The sequence below is a fragment of the Amycolatopsis sp. AA4 genome (genome assembly GCF_002796545.1).
GTDB lineage: Bacteria > Actinomycetota > Actinomycetes > Mycobacteriales > Pseudonocardiaceae > Amycolatopsis.
In genome coordinates, this window is record NZ_CP024894.1 from 6,272,929 (window position 1) to 6,297,975 (window position 25,047).

The window sequence follows — 25,047 nt, forward strand, 5'->3', positions numbered from 1 at the left end:
CCGTCAACCGGGCAGAAGGACGAGCTTTCCGCGCACGCGGCCCGATTCGCCGACCCGGTGCGCTTCCGCGACGTCGGACAGCGGGAACGTCAGCCCGACGGGCAGGGTGAACTTTCCGGCTTCGACCAGCTCGCCGAGTTGAGATATCACGTATAGCGCGTGGCCGCCGTCGCCGCGGCTGAAGCGCACGCCGTACTGCTCGGCACCGGCGAAATCGGCGATGGTGACGACGTGTTCCGGACCGCCCGCGAGCTGGATCAATTCCGGCAGCACCCCGCTTCCGGCGACGTCCAGCGCCAGGTCGACGCCGTCGGGCGCGAGCGCGCGGACCCGGTCTGGCATACCAGGTCCGTAGGCGACGGGTGCCGCCCCGAGCGAGCGCAGAAAGTCATGCGTGGCAGGGCTTCCCGTGCCGATCACCCGCGCGTCCCGGGCCGCGGCAAGCTGAACCGCGGCACTGCCGACGCTGCCGGAAGCACCATTGACGAGCAGCGTCGTGCCGCTCGCCACGCCGAGCTGATCAAGTACACGCGCTGCCGTCTCCGCAGCCGCGGGCAGTGCGGCAGCCTCGGCAAAACCAAGCGACGGCGGGATGGGCGTGTAGCAGAACAGCACGGCCAATTCCGCTTGCGCACCACCGGAAGCAGCGAATCCGAACACCCGGTCGCCGATCTCCACCTCCGTGACGCCCTCGCCGATTTCGTCCACGACGCCCGCCGCCTCGTGCCCCATGGTCTGCGGCAGTTCCTGATCCATCAGGCCCTGGCGTTTCTTCCAGTCGCTCGCGTTGACTCCCGCGGCTCGCACGGAAATCCGAACCTCGCCGGGGCCCGGGTGCGGATCCGGGACGTCCACGAGTTCGAGGACTTCCGGGCCGCCGAAGACGCTGAACCGGACCGATTTCACGAGGTGCTCCCTTCTCGGCCAGACGCCGAGGATCAAAGAGGCAGGCACGGGCAATCGCGGCCTGCGCACGGGTTCGCATACGGCCGCCCCTACCGTTACGAACACCGTTCTATCAACGAACAGTGTTCTTGTCAACGCGCACGAGACCGCGACCAGGTGTGCTGGACTTGCTTTTCAACAGGTCAAACAGGTGCCTGACCTGCGTCGGGACGCCGACGGCCCCGGACGGCGGATCGCCTAGCGACGCGCCAGACCGTCGATCATCACGTCGAGCGTGAAGTCGAACCGGTCATGCCCCTCGCCAGCAGTCAACTCGACGGCATGGCGAGCGGTGCAAGGAAATTCCTCCGCGGGCAAGGCCGCGAGACGACGCTGCATCTCGTCCCGTCCGACGACCCACACGGCGTCCTTCTCCTCCACCCGCCGCCGCACGATCGACGCCTCGAGGCAGTAGGCGGCCACGTAGAGCAGCAGGGAATCGACGCCCCACGCCGCGGCCTGCGCCGGGACGCCGCCGTTCAGCAGGATCGCCAGCATCCCCTCGTTGAGCCGCGCGGTGTCGAGGTCGGTGGGCGCCACCGCGAACGCGGCGCCGGAGATCCCGGGGTAGGCCAGGTACAGGTCGCGCAGCTGGCCGCACACGTCGCGGATCTGCGAGCGCCAGTTCGCCGCGTCCGGCTCCGGCAGGACGATTTTCGCGCACAGCCGCGCGATGAGCAGCTCGTCGAGGTCGGTCTTGTTGACGACGTGCGCGTAAAGCGAGGCGGGACCGGTGTTCAGCGCGTCGGCCACGCGGCGCATGGACAACGCCTCGTACCCCTCGGCGGCGATGATCTCCAGCGCGGCGTCGACGACCTGCTCGACGGTGATCGGCACCGTGCGCCGCCGGGGTTTCGGGCCGGTTCCGGGTTTCGGCGGCTGGTGCCGGGCCGCGCGCCGCTCCTTGGGATCCACGGGTGCACCTTATCTCGGAGCGTTCGCTTGCCGAACGCCGTTCGTCCCTGCTAGCCGATGGTCGCTATATACTGATAGTCGGTATATGCTCCTGCCATGAACGACGGTCCTTTGCGCGAGCCGACCTTCCTGGTCCTCACCGCGCTCGCTGCCCAGCCTCAGCACGGCTACGGCGTGCTGCGCGATGTCGAGACGATCTCCGACGGCCAGGTCACCCTGCGAGCCGGCACGTTGTACGCCGCGCTGGACCGGCTGCACGCGGAGGGCTGGGTGGAAGTGGATCGCGAGGAAGTCGTGGACAGCAGGCTGCGCCGCTACTACCGCCTGACCGAAGCGGGAGCCGCGCGGCTGACCGCGGAAGTCCAGCGGCGGCAACGCCACACGACCGCGGCCGAACGACGGCTTCAGCTCCGCAGCGCGGGAGGACTGGCGTGACCAAGCTGGAAAGACGCTACCGGCGGCTGCTGGCGTTGTACCCGCGCGCGCACCGAGCCGCGCACGGCGAAGAAATGCTGGGAGTACTGCTCGACGACGCCGGAAATCGAAGCACGCCAGGGGTCGCGGGAACCGTCGACCTCATCTGGGGTGCCGTCCAAGTCCACTGGCGGCACACGTTGAGCGGGCGCCGCGACACCCTCGCGATCGTCAGCCTGCTGGCACCAGTGCTCCTCCTGGCTGGAGCCGCTTCCACCGTGCGCGAGATCCGAAGCGTGGCCCGGCTGGACGGTTGGGTGCTGCGGATGTGGCTGGGCGCGCTCGCGGACGTTCCGGTGTGGTCGGCCTGGCTGGCCGCCGTCGTGCTCGGGGTGTGCGGCATGCGCCGGGCCTCGGTGGTCCTCGCCTGGGTGGCCACCGGTGCCTTGCTCACCGTCACGGTTCTCGATCCCGTCCGGCATTGGTCGGTCGACGTGTCCGCGGGCTGGGTGTTGCTCAGCGTTTTCGCGGCGCTCTCGATGACCGCGTCGCCGGGACCACGCCGCGGGTTGGCTTTGCTGGGCCGACTGCGACTGTCCATTGTGGCCGGTACAGTCGTGGTGCTGCTTGCGCTGACGACGACCACTCGGGGCGTACATCTGCCCCTCGCCCAACTGGTGCAACTCGCAGTGCTCGTAGTGGGCGTCTTCGCCGCCTGCCGTCTTCGCACGCGAAGCGGGCGCCGTGCGGCGTTGATCCTTCTCGCGCCGCTCATTGTCGTACCAGTGGCCGCACGAGTGCTCGGACGCCTTGATGTCTACCCCGTCCTGCCCGTCGTTTTCTATGCCATCCCGGCAGTGGTCATGGGGGGATTCGCCGTTCTGCTGCACCGGTTCGACCGGCGTCCTCAACCGGACCGAACGGATCAGCGGCCGGGATCGTGCTCCTCAGCGTAGGAACGGCCCCACGCCGCCATGGCGTTCAGCACCTCCTGCGCGTTCTCGCCCAGTTCCGTCAGGCTGTATTCCACTTTCGGCGGCACCTGCGGATAGACCACGCGGCGCAGCAGGCCGTCGGATTCCAGTTCGCGGAGCTGGCGGGTCAGCACTCGGTCCGTGAGATCTGACAACAGGCGCGAGAGTTCGCCGAAGCGCAGCACGCCGTGTTCGGCCAGCGCGTGCGGGATGCTTGGCTTCCACGCGCCGCCCAGCACCATCGTCGTGATCTCGGCGGCGCAGGTCGTTCGCCACGCTCGGACGGCCTTCTCCGTTTGCGGGCGCATCCGGCCTCCTCACTATCCATTCGGTCAGTACTGGACGAGGCAGTCCGTACTTGTCGACCGCGGAGGTGTCCGGACAGGATCTTCGCATGGCGTTGACCCGGGTGGAGCCGCGACGCGGGCTCGTGTTGCTCCCGTTGCTGGCTGGCGTGCTGGGCGGAAGTCTCGCCCTCGGCATGGTCACCACGGCGCTGCCGCGGCTCGCGGACGAACTGCGGGTGTCGGACTCAGCCCGGGCGTGGATCGTCGATGGGTACCCGTTAGCGCTGGCGGTCGCGATGGTCGGGGCGGCCCGGGCCGGCGACCGGTACGGGCGGAAACGCGTGCTGCTGCTTGGCGTGAGCGCGTTGGCGGTGCTGAACGCGGTGGCTGCGGCCGCCACCAACGCGGCGTTGCTGATCGTGTGCCGAGGGTTGCTCGGAGTCGCCAGCGCGTTGATTCTGGCCGGGGTCGGGGCACGATCGGCTCGTTGTTTTCCGGGCGCGATCTCGCGTTCGCCAACGGCATGTGGGTCACCGTGCTGGGCGCGGGCAACGCGCTCGGGCCGGTCGTCGGCGGATTGCTGACGGAAGGGCCGGGCTGGCGCTGGGTTTTCCTCGCATTGGTGCCGCTCGCAGTGCTCACACTCGCGTTGACGGGGTGGTTGCTTCCCGAATCGCGCGGGCAAGCGACTGCCGGGTGGGAGGTGCCGAGTCTGCTGTGGTCGGTGGCGGCGATCGGCGGGATTGTGTACGGGCTGCAGGAAGTCACCGTCTCGCCGTTGCGCGGGGTGGTGGGTGTTGCGGCGGGTGTGCTGGCCGGAATTGTGTTCGTGCGCAGGCAACTTCGGCTTCGGGAACCGCTGTTGCACATCCGGTTGTTTCTGCGCCCGGGATTCGCGTCGGCATTCGCGCGGATCGTCGTCTCCGCGGCGACGGCGGCGGCCTGTCTTTACCTCGTCAGCCTCGAACTGCAGCACGCGCAAGGACGTACACCGCTCGAAGCGGGTTTCGCGCTCGCTCCGCAAGCCGTAGCTACCGCGGTCGGCGGATTGGTCGCGCCCTTCAGTTTGAACTGGCTCCGCAGCCGGACCTCCACGTCCGTCGCGCTAGTGATTCAAGCTGTCGGCTTGGCCGCGATTCCGTTGAGCCACAAGGTGTTTCCGGTCGCCCTGGTCGGATTCGGCTACGGCGCGATCGGCACCTTGGCGACCACTGCGCTGTTCGAGGCCGCGACCGCTGAGCACGCCGGAGCGGCCGGGGCGACGCAAGAAGTGGGTTTCGCCATCGGCGCGGGCGGCGGGGTCGCGGTGTTCAGCACGGTCGCCAATTTCGGCGGCGGCTCCGGATTCGCCGCCGCGTTGATCGCGGCGGGAGCAGTCACGCTCCTCGCCGCGATCCGCTGACCGTTACCCCGCCGTCTCCTCCACTGTGGACCCGAGTCGCACCCACCGCGTCGCCCCGATCGTGCGCAGGAACGGAAGGTCGTGGCTGACCACGATGAGCGCACCGGCGTACGACCGCAGTGCTTCCGACAGTTGCCGGACGCTGGCCAGGTCCAGATTGTTCGTCGGTTCGTCCAGCAACAGCAGTTGCGGTGCCGGTTCGGCCAGCAGCAGCGTCGCCAGGGTGGCCCGGAAACGCTCGCCACCGGACAGGCTTCCGGCCGGCTGGTCCGCCCGGTTGCCGCGCAACAGGAACCGCGCGAGTTGGGCGCGGATCTCGTTGTTCGACACGGACGGCGCGGCGCGGGCCACGTTCTGCGCCGCGGACAACGTGTCGTCCAAGACGTCGAGCCGTTGCGGCAGCCAGCGCACCGGAACCGGGACCCGGACGGTCCCGGAGCGCGGTTCGATCGCCCCGGTGATCGTGCGCAGCAGCGTGGTTTTGCCGGAACCGTTCGGCCCGACCAGCGCGATCCGCTCCGGTCCGCGCACAGCGAGGTTCACCGCGAGCCCGTTCCGAAGCTCCACCTCGGACAACGTGAGCACTTCTTTCCCGGACGGCACCGAGGTTTCCGGCAGATCGATCCGGATCTCGGCGTCGGCGCGCACCGCTTCCTCGGCCGCCTTCAGCCGATCCTCGGCCTCCGTCACCTTGCCGAGGTGCATCGTGCGGTGCTTGCCCGCGGCGATTTCCGCGTCCTCCTGCCGTTTGCGCATCCGGACCTTGGGCTCGCGTTTGTTCTCCCACTGTTTCCGGCCGTACCGGGCGCGCCGGTCCAGCTTCGTCCGCGCCTCGGCCAGCTCTCGCTTCTGCCGTCTGAGATCCGACTCCGCGGCCCGCAGCATCCGCGAAGCCGCCTCCTGCTGAACGGCCACCGCCGCCTCGTAATCCTCCAGGTTGCCGCCGTAGAAGGTCACCTCCCCGGAACGCAACTCGCCGATCCGGTCGACGTGGCGCAGGAGCTCGCGATCGTGAGATACCAGCACCAGCACCCCTTTCCACGCCCGCACCGCCTCGCCGACCAGCCGCCGCGCCCGCAGGTCCAGGTTGTTGGTCGGTTCGTCGAGCACGAGCACGTCCGGCTGCCGCAGGAACTGCGCGGCGAGCCCGAGCAGGATCAGCTCGCCGCCGGACAGCTCCCCCGCCCGCGCGTCCAGGGCGACGTGCGCGAGACCGAGCTGATCGAGCGTCGCGCGGGTGCGTTCCTCGACGTCCCACTGCTCCCCGACGGTCGCGAACCAGCGTTCGTCGGCTTCCCCGCGTTCGATCGCCGCGAGTGCGGCCCGGACCGCCGCCACGCCGAGCACCTCGTCGACGCGGCGTTCGGCGGCCAGGATCAGGTTTTGCGGCAGGTAGCCGAGTTCGCCGGACACGCTGACCGACCCGGCGGCCGGCCGCAGTTCGCCGGTGATCAACCGCAGAAAGGTGGATTTCCCGGAACCGTTCAGGCCGATCAGCCCGGTCCGGCCCTCGCCGATCGCCAGGGAGAAGCCGTCGAAGACGACCTCGCCGTCCGGCCAGGCGAAGCTGAGGTCCGAGCACACAATGGAAGAAGACACAGGCGTAACTCCCCGTTCGCGAATGGACAAGAACGTGGAGACACCGCGAGCGCGGGGTACGGATTCAGGATGCCGTCCTCCGAGGCCAGACGCGCGACGGGCGAAAGAGCCCGGGATCGCGGTGTCCATACACCTCAGAAGATCAATGCACCTCTCCGATGAACGGCAGCAACTGCACTCAGCTTACCCGGCGGGCGGGACCGCGCGCGAACGAATTGACGCGCCGGGCGCGGTTCCCGCCCGCTGGCCGCTCACCGGCCGTGTTTGCCCGGGGCCGCGCTGCCGGTGTACTCGGCGAGACCGGAGACGAGTTCCGCGACGTCCGGCACGTTCTCGAACCGGATCCGGTGGACCTCGGCGATCTTCGCGCCGATCTCCGGGTCCGGGTCGTCGGTGATGTCGGACGACCCGAACTCCTCCACCAGCGGCAGCCCCAGCCGGTCCAGTTCGAGGTGCGCCGGATGGTTCATGTACTCCGAGTACCCGTCGATGTCCTCGAGCGCCAGTACCGCGCCCAGTTCGTACTTCCCGCCGAAATCGGGGCCGATGACGCGTGCCTTGACCGCTGGGATCCGGTCGAGCAGCTCGCGCATTTTCGCGGTGACGTCCGCCTTCTGCCGGGCCGTGACCTCGGGCTTGAACGTGAATCGAATGCTGTGGCAGATCATCGGTTTTCCCTAAGTTTGTGGGTGTCTGGGGTTGGTGCCCTGGATGCCCGGGGCGGTGGGGTGTAGCTGATCGGTTGTTGCCTGTTGTCGAGGCTCGAAAGGACTGGCTGCCCCGCCGTGCTGGACGCTCCGTTCGCTGATTGAGAGCTGTTGCGGGTCGTCGCTGTTTAGGGATCTGTCGGCGGGGTTGTCCACGGGCGTGACCTGCAATGACAGGAGTGGATGGGTGGCGATTCGCCTTGAGGTCTGGGTCGGGATCGATGTCGGCAAATCGATGCATCACGCGTGTGCGATCGACACCGACGGGAAGGTGCTGTTCAGTCAGAAACTCGGGAATGATCAGCGCGCGATCGAGCAGTTGATCGCTCGTGCCAGTGCGGCCGCTCAGCGGGCGCAGTGGGCGATCGATTTGACGAGTCCGATGGCGTTGCTGCTGATCACGGCGCTGCTGGCTGCCGACCAGTCGGTGACCTATGTGCCGGGCCGGGTCGTGAACACGATGACCCACGGATTCCGAGGCGAAGGAAAAACCGACGCCAAAGACGCTCGGGTGATCGCCGAAACCGCCCGGCTGCGAAGGGATCTGACCGAGGTCACGATGCCCGATGAGCTGGCGGTCTCGCTGACCCAGCTGACCAGCTACCGCGCCGACCTGATGTCGGACTGGGTGGCCGGGATCAACCGGCTGCGGGCGCTGCTGGGCTCGATCTTCCCCGCTCTGGAGGCCGCGTTCGACTACTCCAACCGAACCCCGCTGATCCTGGTCGCCGGGATGTGCACCCCCGCCGAGATCCGCACCGCCGGAATCGGCGGTGTCACAACCCATCTCACCGACAACAAGGCATGGGGTCCGGCGATCGGCAAGACCGCCGCGACCGCGGTCGCCGCCGCCGACGCCCAGGACCTGGTGCTGCCCGGCGAAGCCGATGCCGCGATGCTCGTCAAACGCATCGCCCGCAAGCTGCTCGACCTCGACCGCGAGATCAAAGACACCGACAAGCTGATCACCGCCCGATTCCGGCGACATCCGTGGGCGAGGATCATCGAGTCCCTGCCCGGCATGGGCCCTGGACTGGGCGCCGAATTTCTCGCCAGCACCGGCGGTGACCTGGCGAGCTTCGCGACCGCCGGCCGCTTGGCGTCCTATGCCGGATTGGTGCCGGTGCCACGCGACTCCGGTCGTGTCAGCGGAAACCTGCGCCGTCCCAAACGCTACAACCGACGCCTGCGCAGGGTCTTCTACATGGCCGCCCTGTCCAGCCTGCGCACGCAAGGCCCGTCCAGGCGGTTCTACGACAAGAAGCGCGCCGAACGACTCATCCATACCCAAGCCCTCCTAGCGCTGGCCCGGCGACTCGTCGACGTGCTCTGGGCACTGCTGCGCGACGGCCGCGAATTCACCCTCGACACACCGAATCCGGTCACTGTTGCGGCTTGACACGGTCATTGAGAGTCCTTTCCAAAGGCTGCGGCGTAGTCACGGGCGAAATCGGTGAGGTCGCGGGCCGGCCGTCCGGTGAGATCGGCGACGGAGGGGTACACCTCAGCCGCCTCTCCGCGGGCGTAATGGGCGTAGTCCTCGACGAGGCCGCCGATCTGCCACGACGGGAGCAAACCGGTCAGCGCGGCGGCGAACTGGTCGGCAGGTGCGTCGCGGAAGGCGATGTCCCGTCCGGTGGCGGCGGAGAGCGCGTCGGCGATCTGGGCATGGGTCACGGCGCGCGGCCCGGTGAGGGGGTACGTGCGGCGCGCGTGTCCGCTAGTGGTTAGTACGGCAGCGGCGGCGGCTGAGATATCTCTGGTGTCGATGACGCTGACCGCCGCGTCCCCGATGGGCGCGGCGAGGAATCCCTGCGCGATGGTGGCGGAGAAGTTGAGCAGCGCCTGCAGGTAGAGATTGGGCCGGAGCACGGTGTAGTCGAGACCGAGCTTCGCGACGTGCGCCTCGACCTCGGCGTGCCAGCGCAGGAAGCGCACCGGCGAATCGGCGCGGGCCGCGTACTGGGAGAGCAGCACGAGCCGGCCGACCCCGGCGTCGCGGGCCAGGTTCGCGAACTGAATCTGCAGCTCAGCCGCGTCGGGGGCGGACGGGCTGTTGAGGAAGATCGCGTCGACCCCCTTCAGCGCCGCCGCGATCGAGGCGGGATCCCGCAGGTCGGCGACGACGGTCTCGACGCCGTCGAGGGGACGGCCCCGGGTCATCGCGCGAACGGTGCTGCCGCGGGCCCGCAGAGCGGGAATCAGCGCGGACCCGACGGTTCCGGTCGCGCCGGTGACGAGCACGGTGTCCATTGTGGATTTTCCTTTCCTCCGGGGTGCTGTCCCCACCCTCGCCCGGACCCGCCGCCGCTCGCGTCGGCGACAATCGCCTACTTCGCCCGCCGCGGCCTGCCCTAAGGTTCCGGCCATGCCTCTCATCGGCCGGCCCGCCGAGATCGACCGCCTCCTCGCGCTGGTCCGCGCGGCCGAGCAGGGCGAAGGCGGGGTGCTCGTCCTCCGCGGCGAGGCGGGCATCGGCAAGAGCGCGCTGCTGGACCACGTCGAGCAGGCGGCGGAGCGGTTTCAGCGCATCCGGGCGTCCGGGTCGGAGTTCGAGGGCGAGCTGCCGTTCGCCGCCCTGCACCAGCTGTGTGTGCCCGTCCTGGCGCACCTCGACAGCCTCTCGACGCCCTACCGCGACTCCCTCCTGGTCGCATTCGGGCTGGCCGACGGCGCGCCGGACCCGTTCCGCGTCGGTCTCGCCGCCCTCGAACTGCTGGCCACGGCCGCGGCGGAACGCCCGATGCTGTGCGTGATCGACGACGCGCACTGGCTGGACGCCGCCTCGGCGCGCGCGTTGACGTTCCTCGCCCGGCGCGTCTCGGCCGAACCGATCGCGCTGGTGTTCGCCGCCCGTGACCAGGAGCCGGTGCCGGGTCTGGACGAGTTGCCCGGGCTGACCGTCCGCGGGCTGAGCGACGCGGACGCCCGCGCGCTGCTGGCCGAGGAGAAGACCGGGACGCTGGACGAGCGGGTGCGCGATCGCCTGCTCGCCGAGGCCCGCGGCAACCCGCTGGCGCTGATCGAGCTGCCGAAAGCAGGCGGTTTCGCGCTGCCGACCCCGTCGCCGATCGCGAGCCGGATCGAACGGAGTTTCCTCTCGCGCATGGCGGACCTGCCCCCGGACGCGCGGGAGCTGCTGATCCTCGCCAGCGCCGATCCGACCGGCGATCCGGGTCTGCTGTGGGCCGCCGCCCGGCGGCTGGACCTCGACGTGCCCGTCGCGAGCGCCGCGGCGGAGGCGTCCGGGCTGATCCAGTTCGACACCCGCGCGCGCTTCTGCCATCCGCTGGCACGCTCGGCGGCTTACCGCGCGGCTGAGCCAAAACAGCGGCAAGCAGCGCACCGAGCGTTAGCCGACTCGACCGACCCGGACACCGCCGGCGACCGCCGCGCCTGGCACCGCGCGCAAGCCACCGCCGGGCCGGACGAGGAGGTCGCGGCGGAGCTGGAAGTGTCGGCGTCCCGCGCGCAGGCCCGCGGGGGCGTCGCGGCCGCCGCGGCATTCCTCGAACGGGCCGCCGCGCTGTCGCTCGACCGCGGCAAGCAGGTCGAACGCACGCTCGCCGCCGCGCGAGCGACCCTCGCCGCCGGCCGGACCGACGCCGCAGCAGACCTCCTGACCAGCATCGACACCTCGACCCTGGCGGTCCCGCAGCGCGCCTCCGTCGACCTGCTCCGCGGACAGATCGCCTTCGTCCAGGGCCCGGACGGCGCGGTTCGCGGTCCGGAGATCATCCTGCGCGCGGCGGAGCAGCTCGGTGCCAGCGACCCGGAACGGTCACGCGAGTTCTTGGTGGCGGCGCTGGAAATGGGGCTCGTCGTCGGGCGGGCCGCCGGGGTGCTGGACCGGGTGCTCGCCGCCGCGCCCCCGGCCGGACCGCCGGATCTCCTCACGGCGCTGGTGCGCTTGACCACCGAAGGACACCGCGCCGGAGTACCCGCGATCCGCCAAGCCCTCACCGGCGACGACGAGGGCTGGACCCGCACGCCAGCCCTGGCCACTGTGCTCGCGGGCGAACTGTGGGACCTCGATCTGCACCGCACGATCGTCGACTGGCTGGCGCGGACCGGAGAGTCGACCGGTTCCCCGATGACCGTCCGGCTCGGCCTGTCCCAAGCGGCGTTGTCCGCGGTCTTCACCGGGAATTTCGGCCAGGCGATGGCCGCGATCGCCGAGGAGGAAGCCATCGCCGACGCCCTCGGCGATCCGCCGCAGCTCTACCCGCGAGTGCACCTGGCGGCGATGCGCGGACGCCGCCAGGAGGTGCTCGACCTGTTCGCCGAGGCCACGAACCGACGCACCGACCAGCTGACCGCGAACGCCCACTGGGCGCTGGCCGTCCTGCGCAACGGCCTCGGCGACTACCCCGCCGCGCTGGAAGCCGCGACCCGCGCGATCGCGAGCGGCGACCTCTTCCTAACCGGCATCGCGCTGCCCGAGCAGATCGAGGCCGCCGTCCGATGCGGGGAGACCGCCGTCGCCCGGTCAGCCCTGGACGCCCTGATCGAACGCACCGAACCGGCGGGCACCAACTTCGCCCTGGGCGTCGCGGCTGGCGCACGGGCGATGGTCAACGATTCGGAAGACGACTACGTCGCGGCGCTGTCATATCTCACGGACAGCCCGCTGGCCGTGCAGAGTGCGCGGGCGCACCTGCGGTACGGAGAATGGCTGCGCCGCGCGGGCCGCCGTCGCGATGCGCGCGAGCAACTGCGTGCTGCGCATGAGCAGCTGTCGAAAATCGGCTTGGAAGCGTTCACCCGACGGGCGGCCGATGAGCTGCGCGCTACCGGAGAGGTGGCGCGCAGCCGCACCTCGCATACCTATGACCGGCTGACCATGCAGGAAACGCACATCGCCCGCGAGGTCGCCGCGGGAGCCACGTCGAAGGAAGTGGCTACGCGGCTGTTCCTCAGCCCGCGGACGGTGGATGCGCATCTGCGTAATATCTTTCGGAAGCTCGGTATCACGTCACGGAGACAGCTCAGAGATATGCCTGATCTCCTCGACTCGGACTAGGCGCCTTCGGCCGAGGACGAACTCCGCGGCGAAGCGGCCCGTGCCGCCAAAAGCCCGCCGATCCCCGGAATCAGGGCCAGCAGCCATACCCGCCGCCGGCCGTTCATCACCAGTACCGCAGTGATCACCGTTGCCATATAAGCCAATCCGTGCACCGGGCCCAGCACTCCCGAGATCTCCCGCAGGTGCACCGTCGCGATATTTCCCAGCATCAGCACCAGCGTCACCAATTCCACCGCGCCGATGAGGTCCAGAATCCGTCGCGGGCTCACAGTCCCACTCCCGTCGTCGAGCCGGGGCGGTAGATCATCAACACGACGACCACCGCCCAGAGGAGATTGAAGATGCCGGTCGTCATTCCCAGGCGGACCGGCACCGGCCGATCGGCGCCGACAGCGTCGACGACGCGTTTCTGCCCCGGCAGAATCAACCCGATAAGAATTCCGGCGGCGGCGACTGTCAGGACCAGCGAGACGATCAGCCAGGCATTCCCCAGCACCCCGATCCGCGCGCCGGTCGCGAGGCCGAAGACCGGCACCAGCACGCCGATCACCGCGTAGACGCGGGTCGTGCGGTAAAGCACCTGCAGCGTCGCGGCCTTCTTCGGATCGTCGGAGGCGAGCCGGGCGGCGCTCGGGAACATGCTCGCGGCGACGGCGACCGGGCCGATGGCGAGAATGGCCGCCAATACGTGCACCGACAGCAGGAAAGCGTTCACGCGGAGATCCGTTCGCCCGTCACGCTGGTGCGCGGAAGCCGTCCGGCGCGGGATTCGCCGGAAAGGGAGTCGCCGTGCACGGTCACGGCGTAGTCGAGATTGAGGCGCATCGGCCGGGTGATGCGCTGCCGCCAGGTGAGCCTGTCTCCATCGGCCGCGAGGTCGGTGAGAGGCGACGTTTCCCCGAATCCGGTCGCGCTGCCCTGGAGCACGCCGTTCGTTTCTTCGAAGGTATAAGTCGCTTCCATGGTTCCGATGGGGGTTTTCATCCGCAGCAGCCAGGTGCCGACAATGGTGTTCATGTATTTCCCTTCAGTGCGAAGCTTTCCAGGTGGTGCCGCGGCGTTCGTATTCGAAAAGCTCCTCGACGGCGAGCGCGGCCGGTGAACCGAAATCTCGCTCCAGCACGTAAAGCGCCACATCGAGCCCCGAAGTGACCCCGCCGCCGCTGATCAAGTCGCCGTCGTCCACGACGCGGGCGCGGACGGCCTTCGCTCCGGTCGCTTCGAGCAGGTCGATGCCGAGCACATGCGTAGTCGCGGCGCGGCCTTCGAGCAGACCCGCCATCGCCAGCGCGAGCGAACCCCCGCAGATGGTCACGACCGTGCTGTCCGGATTGTCGAACGCGCGCCGCAGCAAGGGCATCGCGTCGCCCGACGCGAAGCGCGACAGCAGGACGGGGATGGTCTCCACGCCGGTGTCCGGGTCGCCGTCGACCGGGCCGGCGGCTCCCGGGACGAGGACGTAGCCGGGCGCGTCCGGGTCGAACGCGGCGGTCGCGGTCAGGGTGAGCCCGGGATTGCCGGAGCGCACCACGCCGGGACCGTCCGCGCTCACGAGTTCGACGGCGAGCTTGCCGCCGAGGAAGTCGCTTCCCGCCGTCAGGACCTCGAACGGAGCGACGACGTCGAGCGGGTCGAACCCGTCGAAGAGCACGAACTGGGCCCGAAGCATGAGTGGTTCCTTTCGCTGGACTCTTTCGTCTATCGAAGGGCATCCGCGATGATCTTCCCAGTGGCTACCTGGACAACTTCCACTCAGATCTGGCCACGTCGCCGATGGCTTATCCTGCCGGGATGTACACCACAGCGGTGCTGGCCGTCCCGGACGCGATCCCCTTCGATCTGGCCACGCCGATCGAAACCTTCGGGCGCGTGCGACTGCCCGACGGCCGCTCGGGATACCGCACGTTCGTCGCCGGTCCGGAGCGCGAGATCGCGGCAGGCCCGTTGCGGCTGACCGTCGACGAGGGCCTGGACGCCCTCCAGCGCGCCGACCTTATCGTGGTGCCCGGACGGAACAACCCGCTGGCGCCGACTCCGCCGGTCGTCCTGGACGCATTGCGCGCGGCCGCGGACCGCGGCACCCGAATCGCGTCGATCTGCGTCGGCGCATTCACGCTCGCCGAAGCAGGATTGCTCGACGGCCGCGACGCGACCACGCATTGGCTCGCCGCCGACGAATTCGCCAGGAGATACCCGGCGGTCCGCGTAAATCCCGACGTGCTTTACACCGACAACGGAAAAATCCTCACTTCGGCGGGCGCGGTGGCCGGAATTGATCTGTGCCTGCACATTGTCCAGAACGATTACGGAACCGCCGTCGCGGCCGACGCCGCCCGCCTTGCCGTCGCGCCATTGCACCGGCCCGGCGGGCAGGCGCAATACATCGTCCGCAACCGCGCGCCCCGCCGCCCGACCACGCTCGGCCAGGTGTTGCCGTGGATCGAGGAAAACGCCTACCGCGACCTCGCTCTCGCCGACATCGCCGAAGCGGCCGGGCTCAGCGTGCGCACGCTCACCCGGAGATTCAAGGAGGAAACCGGCCAAAGCCCCATGCAATGGGTGGCCGGGGTGCGCATCCGGCAGGCGCAGGAATTGCTCGAAACCACCGAGCACACCGTCGACCGGATCGCCGCGCAGACCGGATTCCCCACGACGAGCAACTTCCGTTCCCAGTTCGGCCAAGTGGTCGGCGTGACGCCCGGCGCCTACCGGAAGGTATTCCGGCCGGGGCCGAATCGCTCAGCCGATTAGGCCGTCTTATCGAACCCGATGCCGGTCTTCTTGCCGGAAAACGCGCCCCTTCTCTAGCTTTTGCCCACAGGACGGCGAAACCGAGGGGGGTGGCCTGGTGACCGAGCCCCATGCTGCCGCGACGCGAGCGGAACCGGCGCCCGGCGGCGGACCGTGGCGACGCGGCCTCCAAGCCTTGCTCGGCAACTCCCGGGTGATGGTCTCGGCCGCGGTGCTGGCCGTGATCGTGGTGCTGTGCCTGCTCGCCCCCCTCTACGCCAGCCACATCTCCGGCACTGACCCGTTCGTCGCCGACCCGGTCGGCACCACCGTGCTCGACGACGGGACCGTGGTGCCGCTGCTGCAACCCGCGCCGCAAGGCGTCGGTGTGCTGCCGCTCGGCCCGACCGGGCAGGCGCATTTCCTGCTCGGCGCGGACGGCGACGGTCGCGACATCGCCGCGCGGATCCTGTACGGCGGACGGAACACGCTGGTGATCGGGGTGCTCGCCGGCCTCGTCGCCTGTGCCGGCGGCCTGGTGGTCGGGCTGCTCGCCGGGTACGTCGGCGGGGTCGTCGACGGCGTGCTGTCCCGGATCCTCGACGTCGTGTGGGCGTTTCCGGTGCTGATGCTGGCGATTTCGATTTCCGCGATCAGCTTCGCGTCCGGGATCAGCCTCGGTTTCGTCCGGGTCAGTTCCGGCAGCCTCGCGCTGCCGGTCCTGATTATCGGAGTGGTCTACGTGCCTTATGTCGCGCGGCCGGTGCGCGGCGCGGTGCTGTCCGTGCGCGCCGCGGACTACGTCGGCGCGGCCACGTCCTACGGCGCCGGGCACGGGCGGATCATCCGCCGGGAGATCCTGCCGAACGTGCTGTCCCGCGTGGTCGTGCTGTTCCCGCTGATGGTGGCGACCGCGATGCTGCTGGAATCCGGCCTCTCGTTCCTCGGCATCGGCGTGCATCCGCCCGCCGCGAGCTGGGGCACGATCATCGAGGACGGCACCCAGCTGCTGCGCAACCGGCCGCTGATGGCGATCGTGCCCGGCGCGCTGCTCGCGACCACCGTCTGCGTGCTGAACATCCTCGGCGACGCGATCCGGGACGCCTTCGACCCGAAGGCCGAACTGCGGATGCGTGCGCGGTGATCGCCTACGTCGTGCGCCGCGTGTTCTCCGCGGCGGGCGTGCTGATCGCGGTGAGCGTCCTGGTGTTCCTGATCTTCTTCAAAACCCCGGGCGTCGACCCGGCGCGGCAGATCGCGGGCAAACAGGCGACCCCGCAGGTGATCGCGCAGATCCGGACCGACTTCGGCCTCGACAAACCGTTGCCGGTGCAGTACTTCGCCATGATAAAACGCCTGGTCATCGACCGGGACCTGGTCTCTTACACCGATCGCGGCCCGGTGCTCTCCCGCGTGGCCAAGGCGGTCCCGGTGACGCTGTCGCTGGTCGGCGGCGCTGCGGTGCTCTGGCTGCTGCTCGCGCTCGGCGCGGGCACGCTCGCCGCGGTTTTCCGCGGCCGTGCGGTCGATCCGCTGCTGATGGGCCTCGGCCTGGTCGGCATGTCGCTTCCGGTGTACTGGCTAGGCGGCGTGGTTAATCTGCTCACCCAGGGCACCTGGCATACCAGCGTCTTCAGCTGGCTGCCGGAACTCGGCTACACGCCGATCAACGTCGACCCGCTGAAGTGGTTCGGGCAGCTGCTGTTCCCGTGGATCACGCTGGCGATCGGCACCGCCGGCCTGTACGCGCGGGTGCTGCGGGCCGACCTGATCGAGGTCGACCGGTCCGAGTTCGTGCTCACCGCGCGGGCGAAAGGACTTTCCGAATCCCGCGTGCTGTTCCGGCACGTGCTGCGGAACTCGCTGATCCCGTTCGTCAGCCTCTTCGGCCTCGACCTCGGAGCCATGCTCGGCGGGGCCGCGGTGCTCACCGAGCAGGTCTTCGGCCTGCCCGGGGTCGGCAACCTCACCTTCCACTCGCTCAGCCGATTCGACCTGCCGGTGCTGATGGCCGTGACGCTGTACGGCGCGTTCGCCGTCGTGCTGGTGAACCTCCTGGTCGACCTCGGTTACGCGGCCTTGGACCCGAGGATCCGAGTGCGATGACGAGCCGGCCCGCGAAAGTCCTGTCCGCCGAAGGCCTGACCGTGGAGTTCCGCACGCGCAACGGCTTGGTGCGCGTGGTGGACGATGTGTCGTTCGAATTGGCCGAAGGCGAAACCCTCGGCGTGGTGGGCGAATCCGGGTCCGGGAAGTCGGTCACCATGCTCGCGCTGCTGGGCCTGCTCCGCGACGGCAACGCGATCGTTCGCGGCCGCGTCTGGTTCGACGGCCAGGATCTCCTCGCCCTGCCGCCGAAGCGGATGCGCGGCTACCGGGGCGACCGGATCGCGATGATCTTCCAGGACCCGATGACGTCGCTGAACCCGGTGTACCGCGTGGGATGGCAGATCGCCGAGCAGATACGCCAGCACCAGCGCATTGGCATTCGAGCCGCCCGCCGCCGCGCGGTCGAACTGCTCGACCTCGTCGGCATCCCGAGCCCGGACGCTCGCGCGCGGGACTATCCGCACCAGTTCTCCGGCGGCATGCGGCAGCGGGTGATGATCGCGATGGCGCTGTCCTGCGAACCCGACGTCCTGATCGCCGACGAGCCGACCACCGCGCTGGACGTTTCGGTGCAGGCCCAGATCCTGCGCATCATCCGCGACCTGAGCGCGCGCACCGGCACCAGCGTCATCCTGATCACGCACGACCTCGGGGTGCTCGCCGGAATCGCGTCGCGAGTGCAGGTGATGTACGCCGGACGGATCGTCGAGCAGGCGCCGACCGCGCAGCTGTTCGCCCGGCCGCGGCATCCGTACACCGTCGGGCTGCTCGGCTCGATCCCCCGCCTGGACGTGCCGCGGCCGGCCCGGCTGCCGTCCATCGAGGGGCTGCCCCCGCTCGCGGCCGACCTCGGACCGGGCTGTGCGTTCGCGCCGCGATGTCCGGAGGCGGAGGCGGTCTGCGTCCGGAAACGGCCGGTACTGCTGCCGTCGGCGGCGGAGCATCTCGACGCCTGCCTGCTGCGGCACGCGTCGCCCCCGGACGAGAAGAGAACCGCCTGATGGCCGAACTGCTGCGGACGACTGACCTGGTCAAATGGTTCCCGGTACGGCGAAACCGGCTGGGCCGCCCCGGTCGGCTGCGTGCCGTCGACGGGGTTTCGCTGTCCGTGCGGCGCGGCGAAACGCTCGGGCTCGTCGGCGAATCCGGCTGCGGCAAGTCCACCCTCGGCCGGTGCCTCGTCCGCCTGTACCGGCCGAGCAGCGGGTCGATCGCCTTCGACGGCAGAGAGATCAGCCGGACCGGCCGGCGCGGGCTGCGTCCCGTCCGCCGCTCGGTGCAGATGATCTTCCAGGACCCGTACGCCAGCTTGAACCCCCGCCGCCGGATCGGCGATTCGGTCGCCGAACCGCTGCGCGTGCACCGCCTTCCCGCGACGCGCGCGGACCTCGCCGAACTCCTTGCCCTGACGGGACTTTCCGCCGAACTGGCCGACCGGTTCCCGCACGAACTGTCCGGCGGCCAGCGGCAGCGCGCGGTCATCGCGCGGGCACTGGCGCTGCGGCCGCGGGTCGTGGTCGCCGACGAACCGGTGTCCGCGCTCGACGTCTCGGTGCAGGCGCAGATCCTGAACCTGTTCGACGACCTCAAGGAACGGCTCGGCCTCACCTACGTGTTCATCGCGCACGACCTCGGCGTCGTCCGGCACACCTCCGACCGGGTCGCGGTGATGTATCTCGGCCGGATCGTCGAACAGGCCCCGGTCGCTGAGATCTTTGCCGCGCCGCGCCATCCCTACACCGCGGCGCTGCTGGCGTCCGTGCCGATCCCGGATCCGGCGGCGGGCGCGGATTGGCGGGACACGACGCTCGCCGGGGACGTGCCCAGCCCGCTCGACCCGCCGAGCGGCTGCCGGTTCCACCCGCGCTGCCCGCGCGCGACCAGCGTGTGCCGGACGACGGAACCGTTGCTGATCACGGAAAACGAGGGACACGAAGTCGCCTGCCACCATCCGCTCGCCCCGGCGGTCCAGCTGACGCCGACCGAACCCAAGGCCGCACGCGATGACTAGCACCGACACCGGCCGCTCCGCCCGCCCGACCCTCCCCCAGCTCGCCGCGCTCATCGCCATCTCCGCCACCGGCTCCTTCGCCGGAGCCGCCACCGCACTCGGCTGCACCCAGTCCGCGGTGAGCCAACGGGTCGCGAGCCTGGAACGCGGCCTCGGAGTCCTCCTCGTGCACCGGTCCCGCCAGCAGCGCCGCGTGTCGCTCACCGAAGCGGGCGACACCCTGGTCGCCGCCGCGGAGCAGGTCGGCGGGATCCTCTCGGTCGCGCTGAGCCAGGTGGAAACGATCCGCAAGGGTCTCAACGCGACGGTCCGGATCGGTTTGTTCACCAGCGCGAGCGAGCGGGTGATCCCACCGATGATGGCGGCACTGCGGCGGCAGCCGGTCGACTACCGGATCGAACTCGTCGAACTGGACCAGCAGGCCGAAGTTTCCCGGCTGGTGCGCAACGGCGACATCGACCTCGCCTTCGTGAAGCTGCCGATCGCCGACCCGGCGCTGCTCACCGCGGAACTCCTCACCGACCCGTTCGTGCTGCTCCTGCCTGCCGGGGCCGCTCCGGTGTCGCTCGGCCGACTCGCCGGGCTGCCGTTGATCGGCCTGCGCGGACAGCGCGATCCGATGGAGATCTGGGCCGCGTCCGTCGGCGCGGAGCTGAACTGGGTGCTGGAGATGGAAACCAACCACGCCGTCGAGGCGATGGTCGCCGCCGGGCTCGGCTGCGGTGCGGTGCCCCGGCTCACCCTCGGCGGCCGAACTCCCGGCGTGCGAAGGATTTCCCTCGCCGGCATCGTCCCGGCACGGACCGTCGGGATCGCTTGGCGGCGCTATCACCCGCGGCTGGCGTTCATTCGCGGAGTCATCGAGATCATCCAGCGGGTGTGCGCCCGTTCGGCGGAGATCCTGCCCCCGGTCGACCGCGAGGGAGTGGCGCGATGAAACGGAAACGGGCGGTGCTCGCGTCGTTGCTGCTCCTCGCCGCGAGCGGATGCGCAGTGGACGACACGCTGGACCTGACGTCGGTCGCGCCCGGCGATCACGGCCATCAGGGCGGGATCGAGGTGCTGCTGTCCTCGGGCAACATCGGCACCGCCGATCCGATGGTCAACTTCTCGACCTCGTCGTGGACGCTCTTCACCGCGACCTACGACGGCCTCACCGCGTTCACCAAGTCCGGCCCGGAAACCGGGCAGCACGTGGCCCCGGACCTCGTCACCGAAATCCCGAAGCCCACCGCCGACGGTCTCAAGTGGACGTTCACCCTGCGGTCCGGGATCCGGTTCAGCGACGGCCGCGAGGTCCGGCCGAAGGACGTCAAGGCGTCGTTCGAGCGGATGTTCAAGGTGCACGGCCCGACGACTTCCTCGCAATTCGACGTCCTCGCCGGCGCGAAGGAATGCCTCGACACCCCGGAAACCTGCGATCTGTCGAAAGGCATCGCGATCGACGAGGCGACCCGCGCGATCACTTTCACCCTGACCGAACCGGATCCCGAACTCCCCCAGCAGCTCGGCCAGCCGCTCGCGTCGATCCTGCCCGCGGACACCCCGCCGGCCGACCTCGGTTCGGACGTGTCGAAACTGCGCTCGACCGGCCCGTATTACTGGGCGAGCTACGATCCGACCGATCGCGTCGTGCTGAAACGCAATCCGTATTTCCGCTCCTGGTCGCCGCTCGCCGCGCCCGAGGGATATCCGGACCAGATCGTGCAGAAATTCGGCCTCGAACCGACCGACCAGGTCACCGCGGTGATCAACGGGCAGGCCGATCTCGCGTCCGACCAGCCGCCGCCGGACCGGCTGAACGAGATCAGCGTCGACCATCCTCGGCAATTGCACACCGACCAGCTCGGGCACGTCTGGTATTGGGCGCTGAACACTCGCATTCCTCCGTTCGACCACCTCAAGGCCCGGCAGGCGGTCAATTACGCGTTCGACCGCAATTCGGCGGTGCTGCAGGCGGGCGGCCCCGGGCTGGCGATCCCGACCTGCCAGGTCCTGGTCCCGAACATCCCCGGCTATCAGCAGTATTGCCCGTGGACGAGCAACCCGGCCCCGAACGGCCGAGGACCGTGGCGCGGGCCCGATCTCGTCAAAGCGAAGCGCCTGGTCGCCGAATCCGGGACCGCCGGAGCCGCGGTTTCCGTCGTGCCGGGAAACAACCGGATGCACATCGCCATGGGCGAATACCTGCAGACCCTGTTGACCGATTTGGGCTATCGTGCGACACTCAAACCGATGGACGAGGGATTGCAATACCCCTTTGTCCAGAATTCCGGAAACCACGTCGAAGCCGCCTTGACCGACTGGTCCCAGGACTATCCGGCGGCCAGCGATTTCCTGAAAGTGCTGACGTCGTGCGCCGCGTTCGTGCCGAATTCGGACGCGAGCCCGAACATCGGCGGCTTCTGCGATCCGGCCGTCGACGCCCGGATGACCGAGGCGCTGCGGCTGGCCAACACCGACCCGGACGCGGCGAACGCGAGGTGGGCCGAGATCGACCGCGCGGTCACCGACCAGGCCCCGTGGATCTCGATGTACGTGCCGAAATGGATTGATTTCACGTCGGCGCGGCTCGGCAATTACCGGTTCAGCGGCCAATTCGGCTTCCTGCCCGGCGTCGCCTGGCTGCGCTGAGCTTTCCCCGCTATCCCCGCCCAGCGAAGGAGTGGCATGCCGAACCCCGACGGTTCCCCGCGATACGCGCCCGACGCCGCCACGTTGCGCCGGCGTCTCCTGCCGCTGCTCGCCGCGCGCGGGCCCTCCGGCTACGAGGACGAACCAGTGCGCGCCTGGCTCGACCTGGCGGGCGAATTCGCGGACGTGCACGTCGATCCGCTCGGCAGCGGCCACGCGGTCGTGAATCCGGGCGGCAGTCCGCGGATCACGCTGATCGGGCACATCGACGAGATCGGGCTGAGCGTCAGCCACATCGACGACGCCGGACGGCTGTGGGCGGTCGGGATCGGCTGCTGGGACGCCGCGATCCTGTACGGCCAGCACGTCGTGGTGCTCGCCGAAAACGGCCGCGTGCCCGGCGTGATCGGCACCGCGCCGCCGCACTTGAACGACGGGGATTCGACGCCGAAAATGGCCGATTTGTGGATCGACATCGGCGCCACCAGCCGTGCCGACGCGCAATCGGTGATCACGGTCGGCGACCCGGTGGTGTTCGGCGCGTCCCCGGTCGACCTGCGCAACGGTCGGATCGCCGCCCCGGCCTTGGACAACCGGCTCGGCGCCTTGGCCGTCCTCGAAGCGGCCCGCGCGACGGCCGAGGCGTCGGTCACCGCTGAGATCTCCGCGGTCGCGAGCGTGCGCGAGGAAACGAGTTACCACGGCGCGATGGGAGCCGTTTACGCGACGGAACCGAATTTCGCGCTCGCGATCGACACGACGTTCGCCAGCGACATCCCGGAAGACGGCATCGAACACAAAACGGGCGACCACCGGCTCGGCTCCGGCCCGGCGATCGGCCGCGGCGCGGTCACCGACGAACCGATGGCCCGCAGTTTGCGCACGCTGGCCAAGGAACTCGGAATCCCTTACACCATCGAGGCTTACGGCGACGAAAGCGGATCCGACGCCGATGCCATGGCAGCTGTCGCCGCTGGCATCCGCTGCGGCGTCCTCAATATCCCCATCCGGCACATGCACAGTTCCGGCGAGGTGGCGGATCTCGCCGATCTGGCCGGCACGATCGATCTCGCCACCGCGTTCTGCCTCGCCGGAGGCACCCGATGAGCCGCTCGCCGCGGGATCCCTGAGTCCCCGCTCTGGCAAGGAGGCCGCCCATGATCGGCGCGGAACGACGGAACCGGCTCGGCCGGGTGGTGCTGGACGCCATCTGGTCCGACGGCGGCCGCCTGACCCTGCTGCAGCTGAGAGCGCTGTACGCGGTCGCGAACGAAGGCTCGTTCGCGGCCGCGGCGGTCGCGCTCGGCTGCAGCCAGCCCGCGGTCAGCCAGCGCATCGCGTCGATCGAACGGCGGCTCGGCGTCGTGCTGGTCCGCCGGACGTCCGGGCAACGCCAGGTGCGGCTCACCGACGCCGGGGTCGCGCTGGTCAACGCGGCCGAACAGGTGCAGGTCATCCTCCGCACCGCGACGAGGCACATCCAGGACATGCGCGACGGCCGCGAACCGACCGTCCGGATCGGCGTGTTCTCGAGCGTCGCGGTGCGGGTGATGCCGCTGGTGCTGGCCGCGACGCGCACGCAGCGCCTGCCGTGCCGGATCAAACCCGTCGAGGTGGACGACGACGTCCGCCTGCAGGAACTGCTGCGCTACGGCGAGATCGACATCGCGTTCGTCATCTTCCCGCTGCAAAGCGGCGAAGCACACGGACTGGAGCTGTTCAGCGACCCGTTCATCCTGCTCGCGCCCCGCACCGCGCCGCTGGCGTCGGTCGCCCGGGTCCGGCCCGCGGACCTGCGCGGCCTGCCCATGGTGTGCCTGACCAGCGAACAACTCGAGGTCGCCGCGGAACTGCGCCGCCAGGGCATCGAGCCGAACTGGGTTTTCGGCACGGACAAGATCCACGTCGTGGAACCGCTGGTGGCCGCGGACGTCGGGTATTCGATCGTGCCGCAGCTCGCGCTGGGCCAGCGGCACCCCGGCGTCATGCGGTTCTCGCTGAGCGAGATCGTGTCGCCGCGGGAGATCGGGATCGCCTGGCCGCCGCACCACCCCCGGCTCGGTTTGCTGCTCCGGGTCGCGGACGTGATCCGCGGCGTGTGCGCCGATCCGGCGGACATCCTGCCGCCGATCGACGAACCCGGGTGCGCTTCCCGGGAACCGGCGGTGCTGCGGCTTCAATGACCGCCGGCGGTTGGAGATGCGGTACCGGGACGCCGTTGGCCCGGCACCGCATCGCGGTGATCATGCCCGGGACGTCAGGCCACGATCACGTGTGGGATGCGCGATTCCGGACAGACCTCTTTGTCCTGATTCCGCATTCTCGTTCCGGTTTCCCCAGCATTTCCGCGGGCAGGCGCGGCCGACCGGCACGCGCACGTCTATTCGGCCGCGAAGAAAAGCGGCGAAAACACCTGAATCCCCCTAGCGCTCGACACCCCCATCTGACGCTGGAACAAACACTACCGAACGTGCCCGCACCCGGCCAAACCTCTTTCCGCGATGTCACTGGGATGGCGCAGCCGCTCCCGGATCGCCGCATGGGCCAGTGCCGATCAGACCAGCCGGCACCGCCGAATGCCGCCGCGTTCTTTCCGCCCGGAATTCCGCGGATATCCCGCTCCCGTTTCGGAATACCGCGCGCGGTCGCACTGGTAGAATCGCCGGACAACCGCGGACAGGGAAGGTCTCGCGCGGTGTCACACGCTGCAGAGCCGGAAACGCCCGTCGAGCATCCCGGCGCCTACCGGAGCCGCTTCACCGGAGCGCTGGAGTCGCTGCTGGCGGAAAAACGCTTCCCGAAGATCACGATCGGCGACCTCGTCGGCCGGGCGCACACGTCCCGCCGCGGCTTCTACGAGCAGTTCGACTCCAAAGAAGCCTGCCTGCTCGCGCTGCTCAAGGAAGCGGCCGAAACCGGATCCGCACAGGTCTCCGCCGCGGTCGACCGCACCGCGCCCTGGCAAACCCAGCTCCGCCAGCTCGTCACGGCGTGGACCGGCGTCGTCGACGCCCGGCCGGCCGTCATGCTGAGCTACCTCCGCGACGTACCGCTGCTGGACGCCCCGATCTCCGCCGACCTGAACCACGACGCGTACGTCAACGTCGTACGCGCCATCTCGGCGGGCACCGAATTCCAGAAGTCCGGCGGCGCTCCGCTGTCCCGTGCCCGTGCGCTGATCCTGTTCGGAGGGCTGGAAAAACTCGCCGAAGACGCGCTGCGCCACGGTGGGACGGCGCACGAGCACATCGAGGAAGCGGTCCGGGCCGCGATTCTCCTTGCGGCACAGTGATA

Annotated in this window: 24 protein-coding genes and 1 pseudogene; 15 read left to right on the plus strand and 10 right to left on the minus strand. The window is 69.5% G+C overall.

The genetic code is table 11. From position 1 onward, the window contains the following. Positions 1-3: 3 nt before the first annotated feature. Entirely contained in the window at positions 4-906 is a 903-nt protein-coding gene (locus CU254_RS28985; protein WP_009081797.1) for an NADP-dependent oxidoreductase, read from the minus strand. A gap of 237 nt (positions 907-1,143) precedes the next feature. Beyond that, positions 1,144-1,860, minus strand: coding sequence for a TetR/AcrR family transcriptional regulator C-terminal domain-containing protein (locus CU254_RS28990; RefSeq protein ID WP_009081799.1), 717 nt, complete (start codon positions 1,858-1,860; stop codon positions 1,144-1,146). A 96-nt stretch (positions 1,861-1,956) separates the two neighbouring features. On the opposite strand from CU254_RS28990, the gene CU254_RS28995 reads away from it, so the two are divergent. Together CU254_RS28995 and CU254_RS29000 are read left to right on the plus strand one after the other, a co-directional pair. Then, entirely contained in the window at positions 1,957-2,295 is a 339-nt protein-coding gene (locus CU254_RS28995) for a PadR family transcriptional regulator (RefSeq protein WP_009081800.1), read from the plus strand. Then, positions 2,292-3,230, plus strand: coding sequence for a hypothetical protein (locus CU254_RS29000; RefSeq protein ID WP_009081801.1), 939 nt, complete (start codon positions 2,292-2,294; stop codon positions 3,228-3,230). The genes CU254_RS28995 and CU254_RS29000 overlap by 4 nt, the downstream gene beginning before the upstream one ends. Here CU254_RS29000 and CU254_RS29005 read toward each other — a convergent pair. Then, the gene (locus CU254_RS29005; RefSeq protein WP_009081803.1) at positions 3,200-3,556 is read right to left on the minus strand and encodes a helix-turn-helix domain-containing protein; all 357 of its coding nucleotides are present in this window, start codon (positions 3,554-3,556) and stop codon (positions 3,200-3,202) included. The two genes, CU254_RS29000 and CU254_RS29005, sit on opposite strands and share 31 nt — an antisense overlap. Positions 3,557-3,729: 173 nt before the next feature. On the opposite strand from CU254_RS29005, the pseudogene CU254_RS29015 reads away from it, so the two are divergent. After that, positions 3,730-4,937 (plus strand): annotated as a pseudogene (locus CU254_RS29015) (MFS transporter). Positions 4,938-4,940: 3 nt separating this feature from the next. Here CU254_RS29015 and CU254_RS29020 read toward each other — a convergent pair. Together CU254_RS29020 and CU254_RS29025 are read right to left on the minus strand one after the other, a co-directional pair. Then, complete coding sequence (locus CU254_RS29020) at positions 4,941-6,536, minus strand: ABC-F family ATP-binding cassette domain-containing protein (RefSeq protein WP_234392761.1); 1,596 nt, start codon at positions 6,534-6,536, stop codon at positions 4,941-4,943. A gap of 251 nt (positions 6,537-6,787) precedes the next feature. Next, positions 6,788-7,204, minus strand: coding sequence for a Dabb family protein (locus CU254_RS29025; protein ID WP_009081808.1), 417 nt, complete (start codon positions 7,202-7,204; stop codon positions 6,788-6,790). A gap of 226 nt (positions 7,205-7,430) precedes the next feature. Here CU254_RS29025 and CU254_RS29030 point away from each other — a divergent pair, with 226 nt between their 5' ends. After that, positions 7,431-8,642, plus strand: a complete 1,212-nt coding sequence (locus tag CU254_RS29030) for an IS110 family transposase (protein ID WP_009081809.1) — start codon at positions 7,431-7,433, stop codon at positions 8,640-8,642. A gap of 5 nt (positions 8,643-8,647) precedes the next feature. Here the strand turns inward: CU254_RS29030 and CU254_RS29035 are convergent, their stop codons facing one another. Beyond that, positions 8,648-9,496: an SDR family oxidoreductase gene (locus CU254_RS29035; protein WP_009081811.1), complete on the minus strand. Its 849-nt coding sequence runs from the start codon at positions 9,494-9,496 to the stop codon at positions 8,648-8,650. Between the two features lie 115 nt (positions 9,497-9,611). On the opposite strand from CU254_RS29035, the gene CU254_RS29040 reads away from it, so the two are divergent. After that, complete coding sequence (locus CU254_RS29040; protein ID WP_009081812.1) at positions 9,612-12,266, plus strand: AAA family ATPase; 2,655 nt, start codon at positions 9,612-9,614, stop codon at positions 12,264-12,266. Here CU254_RS29040 and CU254_RS29045 read toward each other — a convergent pair. The 4 genes from CU254_RS29045 to CU254_RS29060 are packed head-to-tail and all read right to left on the minus strand — an operon-like array spanning position 12,263 to position 13,938. Beyond that, positions 12,263-12,538, minus strand: coding sequence for a hypothetical protein (locus tag CU254_RS29045; protein WP_009081814.1), 276 nt, complete (start codon positions 12,536-12,538; stop codon positions 12,263-12,265). The two genes, CU254_RS29040 and CU254_RS29045, sit on opposite strands and share 4 nt — an antisense overlap. Continuing rightward, on the minus strand, positions 12,535-12,984 hold the full coding sequence (locus CU254_RS29050; RefSeq protein WP_009081816.1) for a hypothetical protein: 450 nt from the start codon (positions 12,982-12,984) through the stop codon (positions 12,535-12,537). Before CU254_RS29050 ends, CU254_RS29045 begins: the two co-directional genes overlap by 4 nt. Next, a complete protein-coding gene (locus CU254_RS29055) occupies positions 12,981-13,286 on the minus strand; it encodes a hypothetical protein (protein WP_009081817.1) in 306 nt (101 codons plus the stop codon). The genes CU254_RS29050 and CU254_RS29055 overlap by 4 nt, the downstream gene beginning before the upstream one ends. 10 nt (positions 13,287-13,296) lie before the next feature. Next, positions 13,297-13,938, minus strand: a complete 642-nt coding sequence (locus CU254_RS29060) for a DJ-1/PfpI family protein (protein WP_009081819.1) — start codon at positions 13,936-13,938, stop codon at positions 13,297-13,299. A 122-nt stretch (positions 13,939-14,060) separates the two neighbouring features. Between CU254_RS29060 and CU254_RS29065 the strand changes: the two genes are divergently transcribed. From CU254_RS29065 to CU254_RS43310, 10 genes are all read left to right on the plus strand, one after another. Continuing rightward, positions 14,061-15,020, plus strand: a complete 960-nt coding sequence (locus CU254_RS29065; protein WP_009081820.1) for a GlxA family transcriptional regulator — start codon at positions 14,061-14,063, stop codon at positions 15,018-15,020. Between the two features lie 97 nt (positions 15,021-15,117). After that, a complete protein-coding gene (locus CU254_RS29070; RefSeq protein WP_009081822.1) occupies positions 15,118-16,143 on the plus strand; it encodes an ABC transporter permease in 1,026 nt (341 codons plus the stop codon). Continuing rightward, positions 16,140-17,105: an ABC transporter permease gene (locus CU254_RS29075; protein ID WP_009081823.1), complete on the plus strand. Its 966-nt coding sequence runs from the start codon at positions 16,140-16,142 to the stop codon at positions 17,103-17,105. Before CU254_RS29070 ends, CU254_RS29075 begins: the two co-directional genes overlap by 4 nt. Further along, positions 17,102-18,109: an ABC transporter ATP-binding protein gene (locus CU254_RS29080; protein WP_100266916.1), complete on the plus strand. Its 1,008-nt coding sequence runs from the start codon at positions 17,102-17,104 to the stop codon at positions 18,107-18,109. Before CU254_RS29075 ends, CU254_RS29080 begins: the two co-directional genes overlap by 4 nt. Beyond that, positions 18,109-19,119, plus strand: coding sequence for an ABC transporter ATP-binding protein (locus CU254_RS29085; protein ID WP_037715169.1), 1,011 nt, complete (start codon positions 18,109-18,111; stop codon positions 19,117-19,119). The genes CU254_RS29080 and CU254_RS29085 overlap by 1 nt, the downstream gene beginning before the upstream one ends. Further along, the gene (locus CU254_RS29090; RefSeq protein WP_009081829.1) at positions 19,112-20,056 is read left to right on the plus strand and encodes a LysR family transcriptional regulator; all 945 of its coding nucleotides are present in this window, start codon (positions 19,112-19,114) and stop codon (positions 20,054-20,056) included. Before CU254_RS29085 ends, CU254_RS29090 begins: the two co-directional genes overlap by 8 nt. Then, complete coding sequence (locus tag CU254_RS29095; RefSeq protein ID WP_037715171.1) at positions 20,053-21,753, plus strand: ABC transporter substrate-binding protein; 1,701 nt, start codon at positions 20,053-20,055, stop codon at positions 21,751-21,753. The genes CU254_RS29090 and CU254_RS29095 overlap by 4 nt, the downstream gene beginning before the upstream one ends. Before the next feature lie 36 nt (positions 21,754-21,789). Further along, positions 21,790-22,860: a M42 family peptidase gene (locus tag CU254_RS29100; RefSeq protein WP_009081834.1), complete on the plus strand. Its 1,071-nt coding sequence runs from the start codon at positions 21,790-21,792 to the stop codon at positions 22,858-22,860. 50 nt (positions 22,861-22,910) lie between these two features. Beyond that, the gene (locus CU254_RS29105; protein WP_009081836.1) at positions 22,911-23,936 is read left to right on the plus strand and encodes a LysR family transcriptional regulator; all 1,026 of its coding nucleotides are present in this window, start codon (positions 22,911-22,913) and stop codon (positions 23,934-23,936) included. A 512-nt stretch (positions 23,937-24,448) separates the two neighbouring features. After that, positions 24,449-25,045, plus strand: coding sequence for a TetR/AcrR family transcriptional regulator (locus CU254_RS43310; protein ID WP_050788308.1), 597 nt, complete (start codon positions 24,449-24,451; stop codon positions 25,043-25,045). Positions 25,046-25,047: the final 2 nt, after the last annotated feature.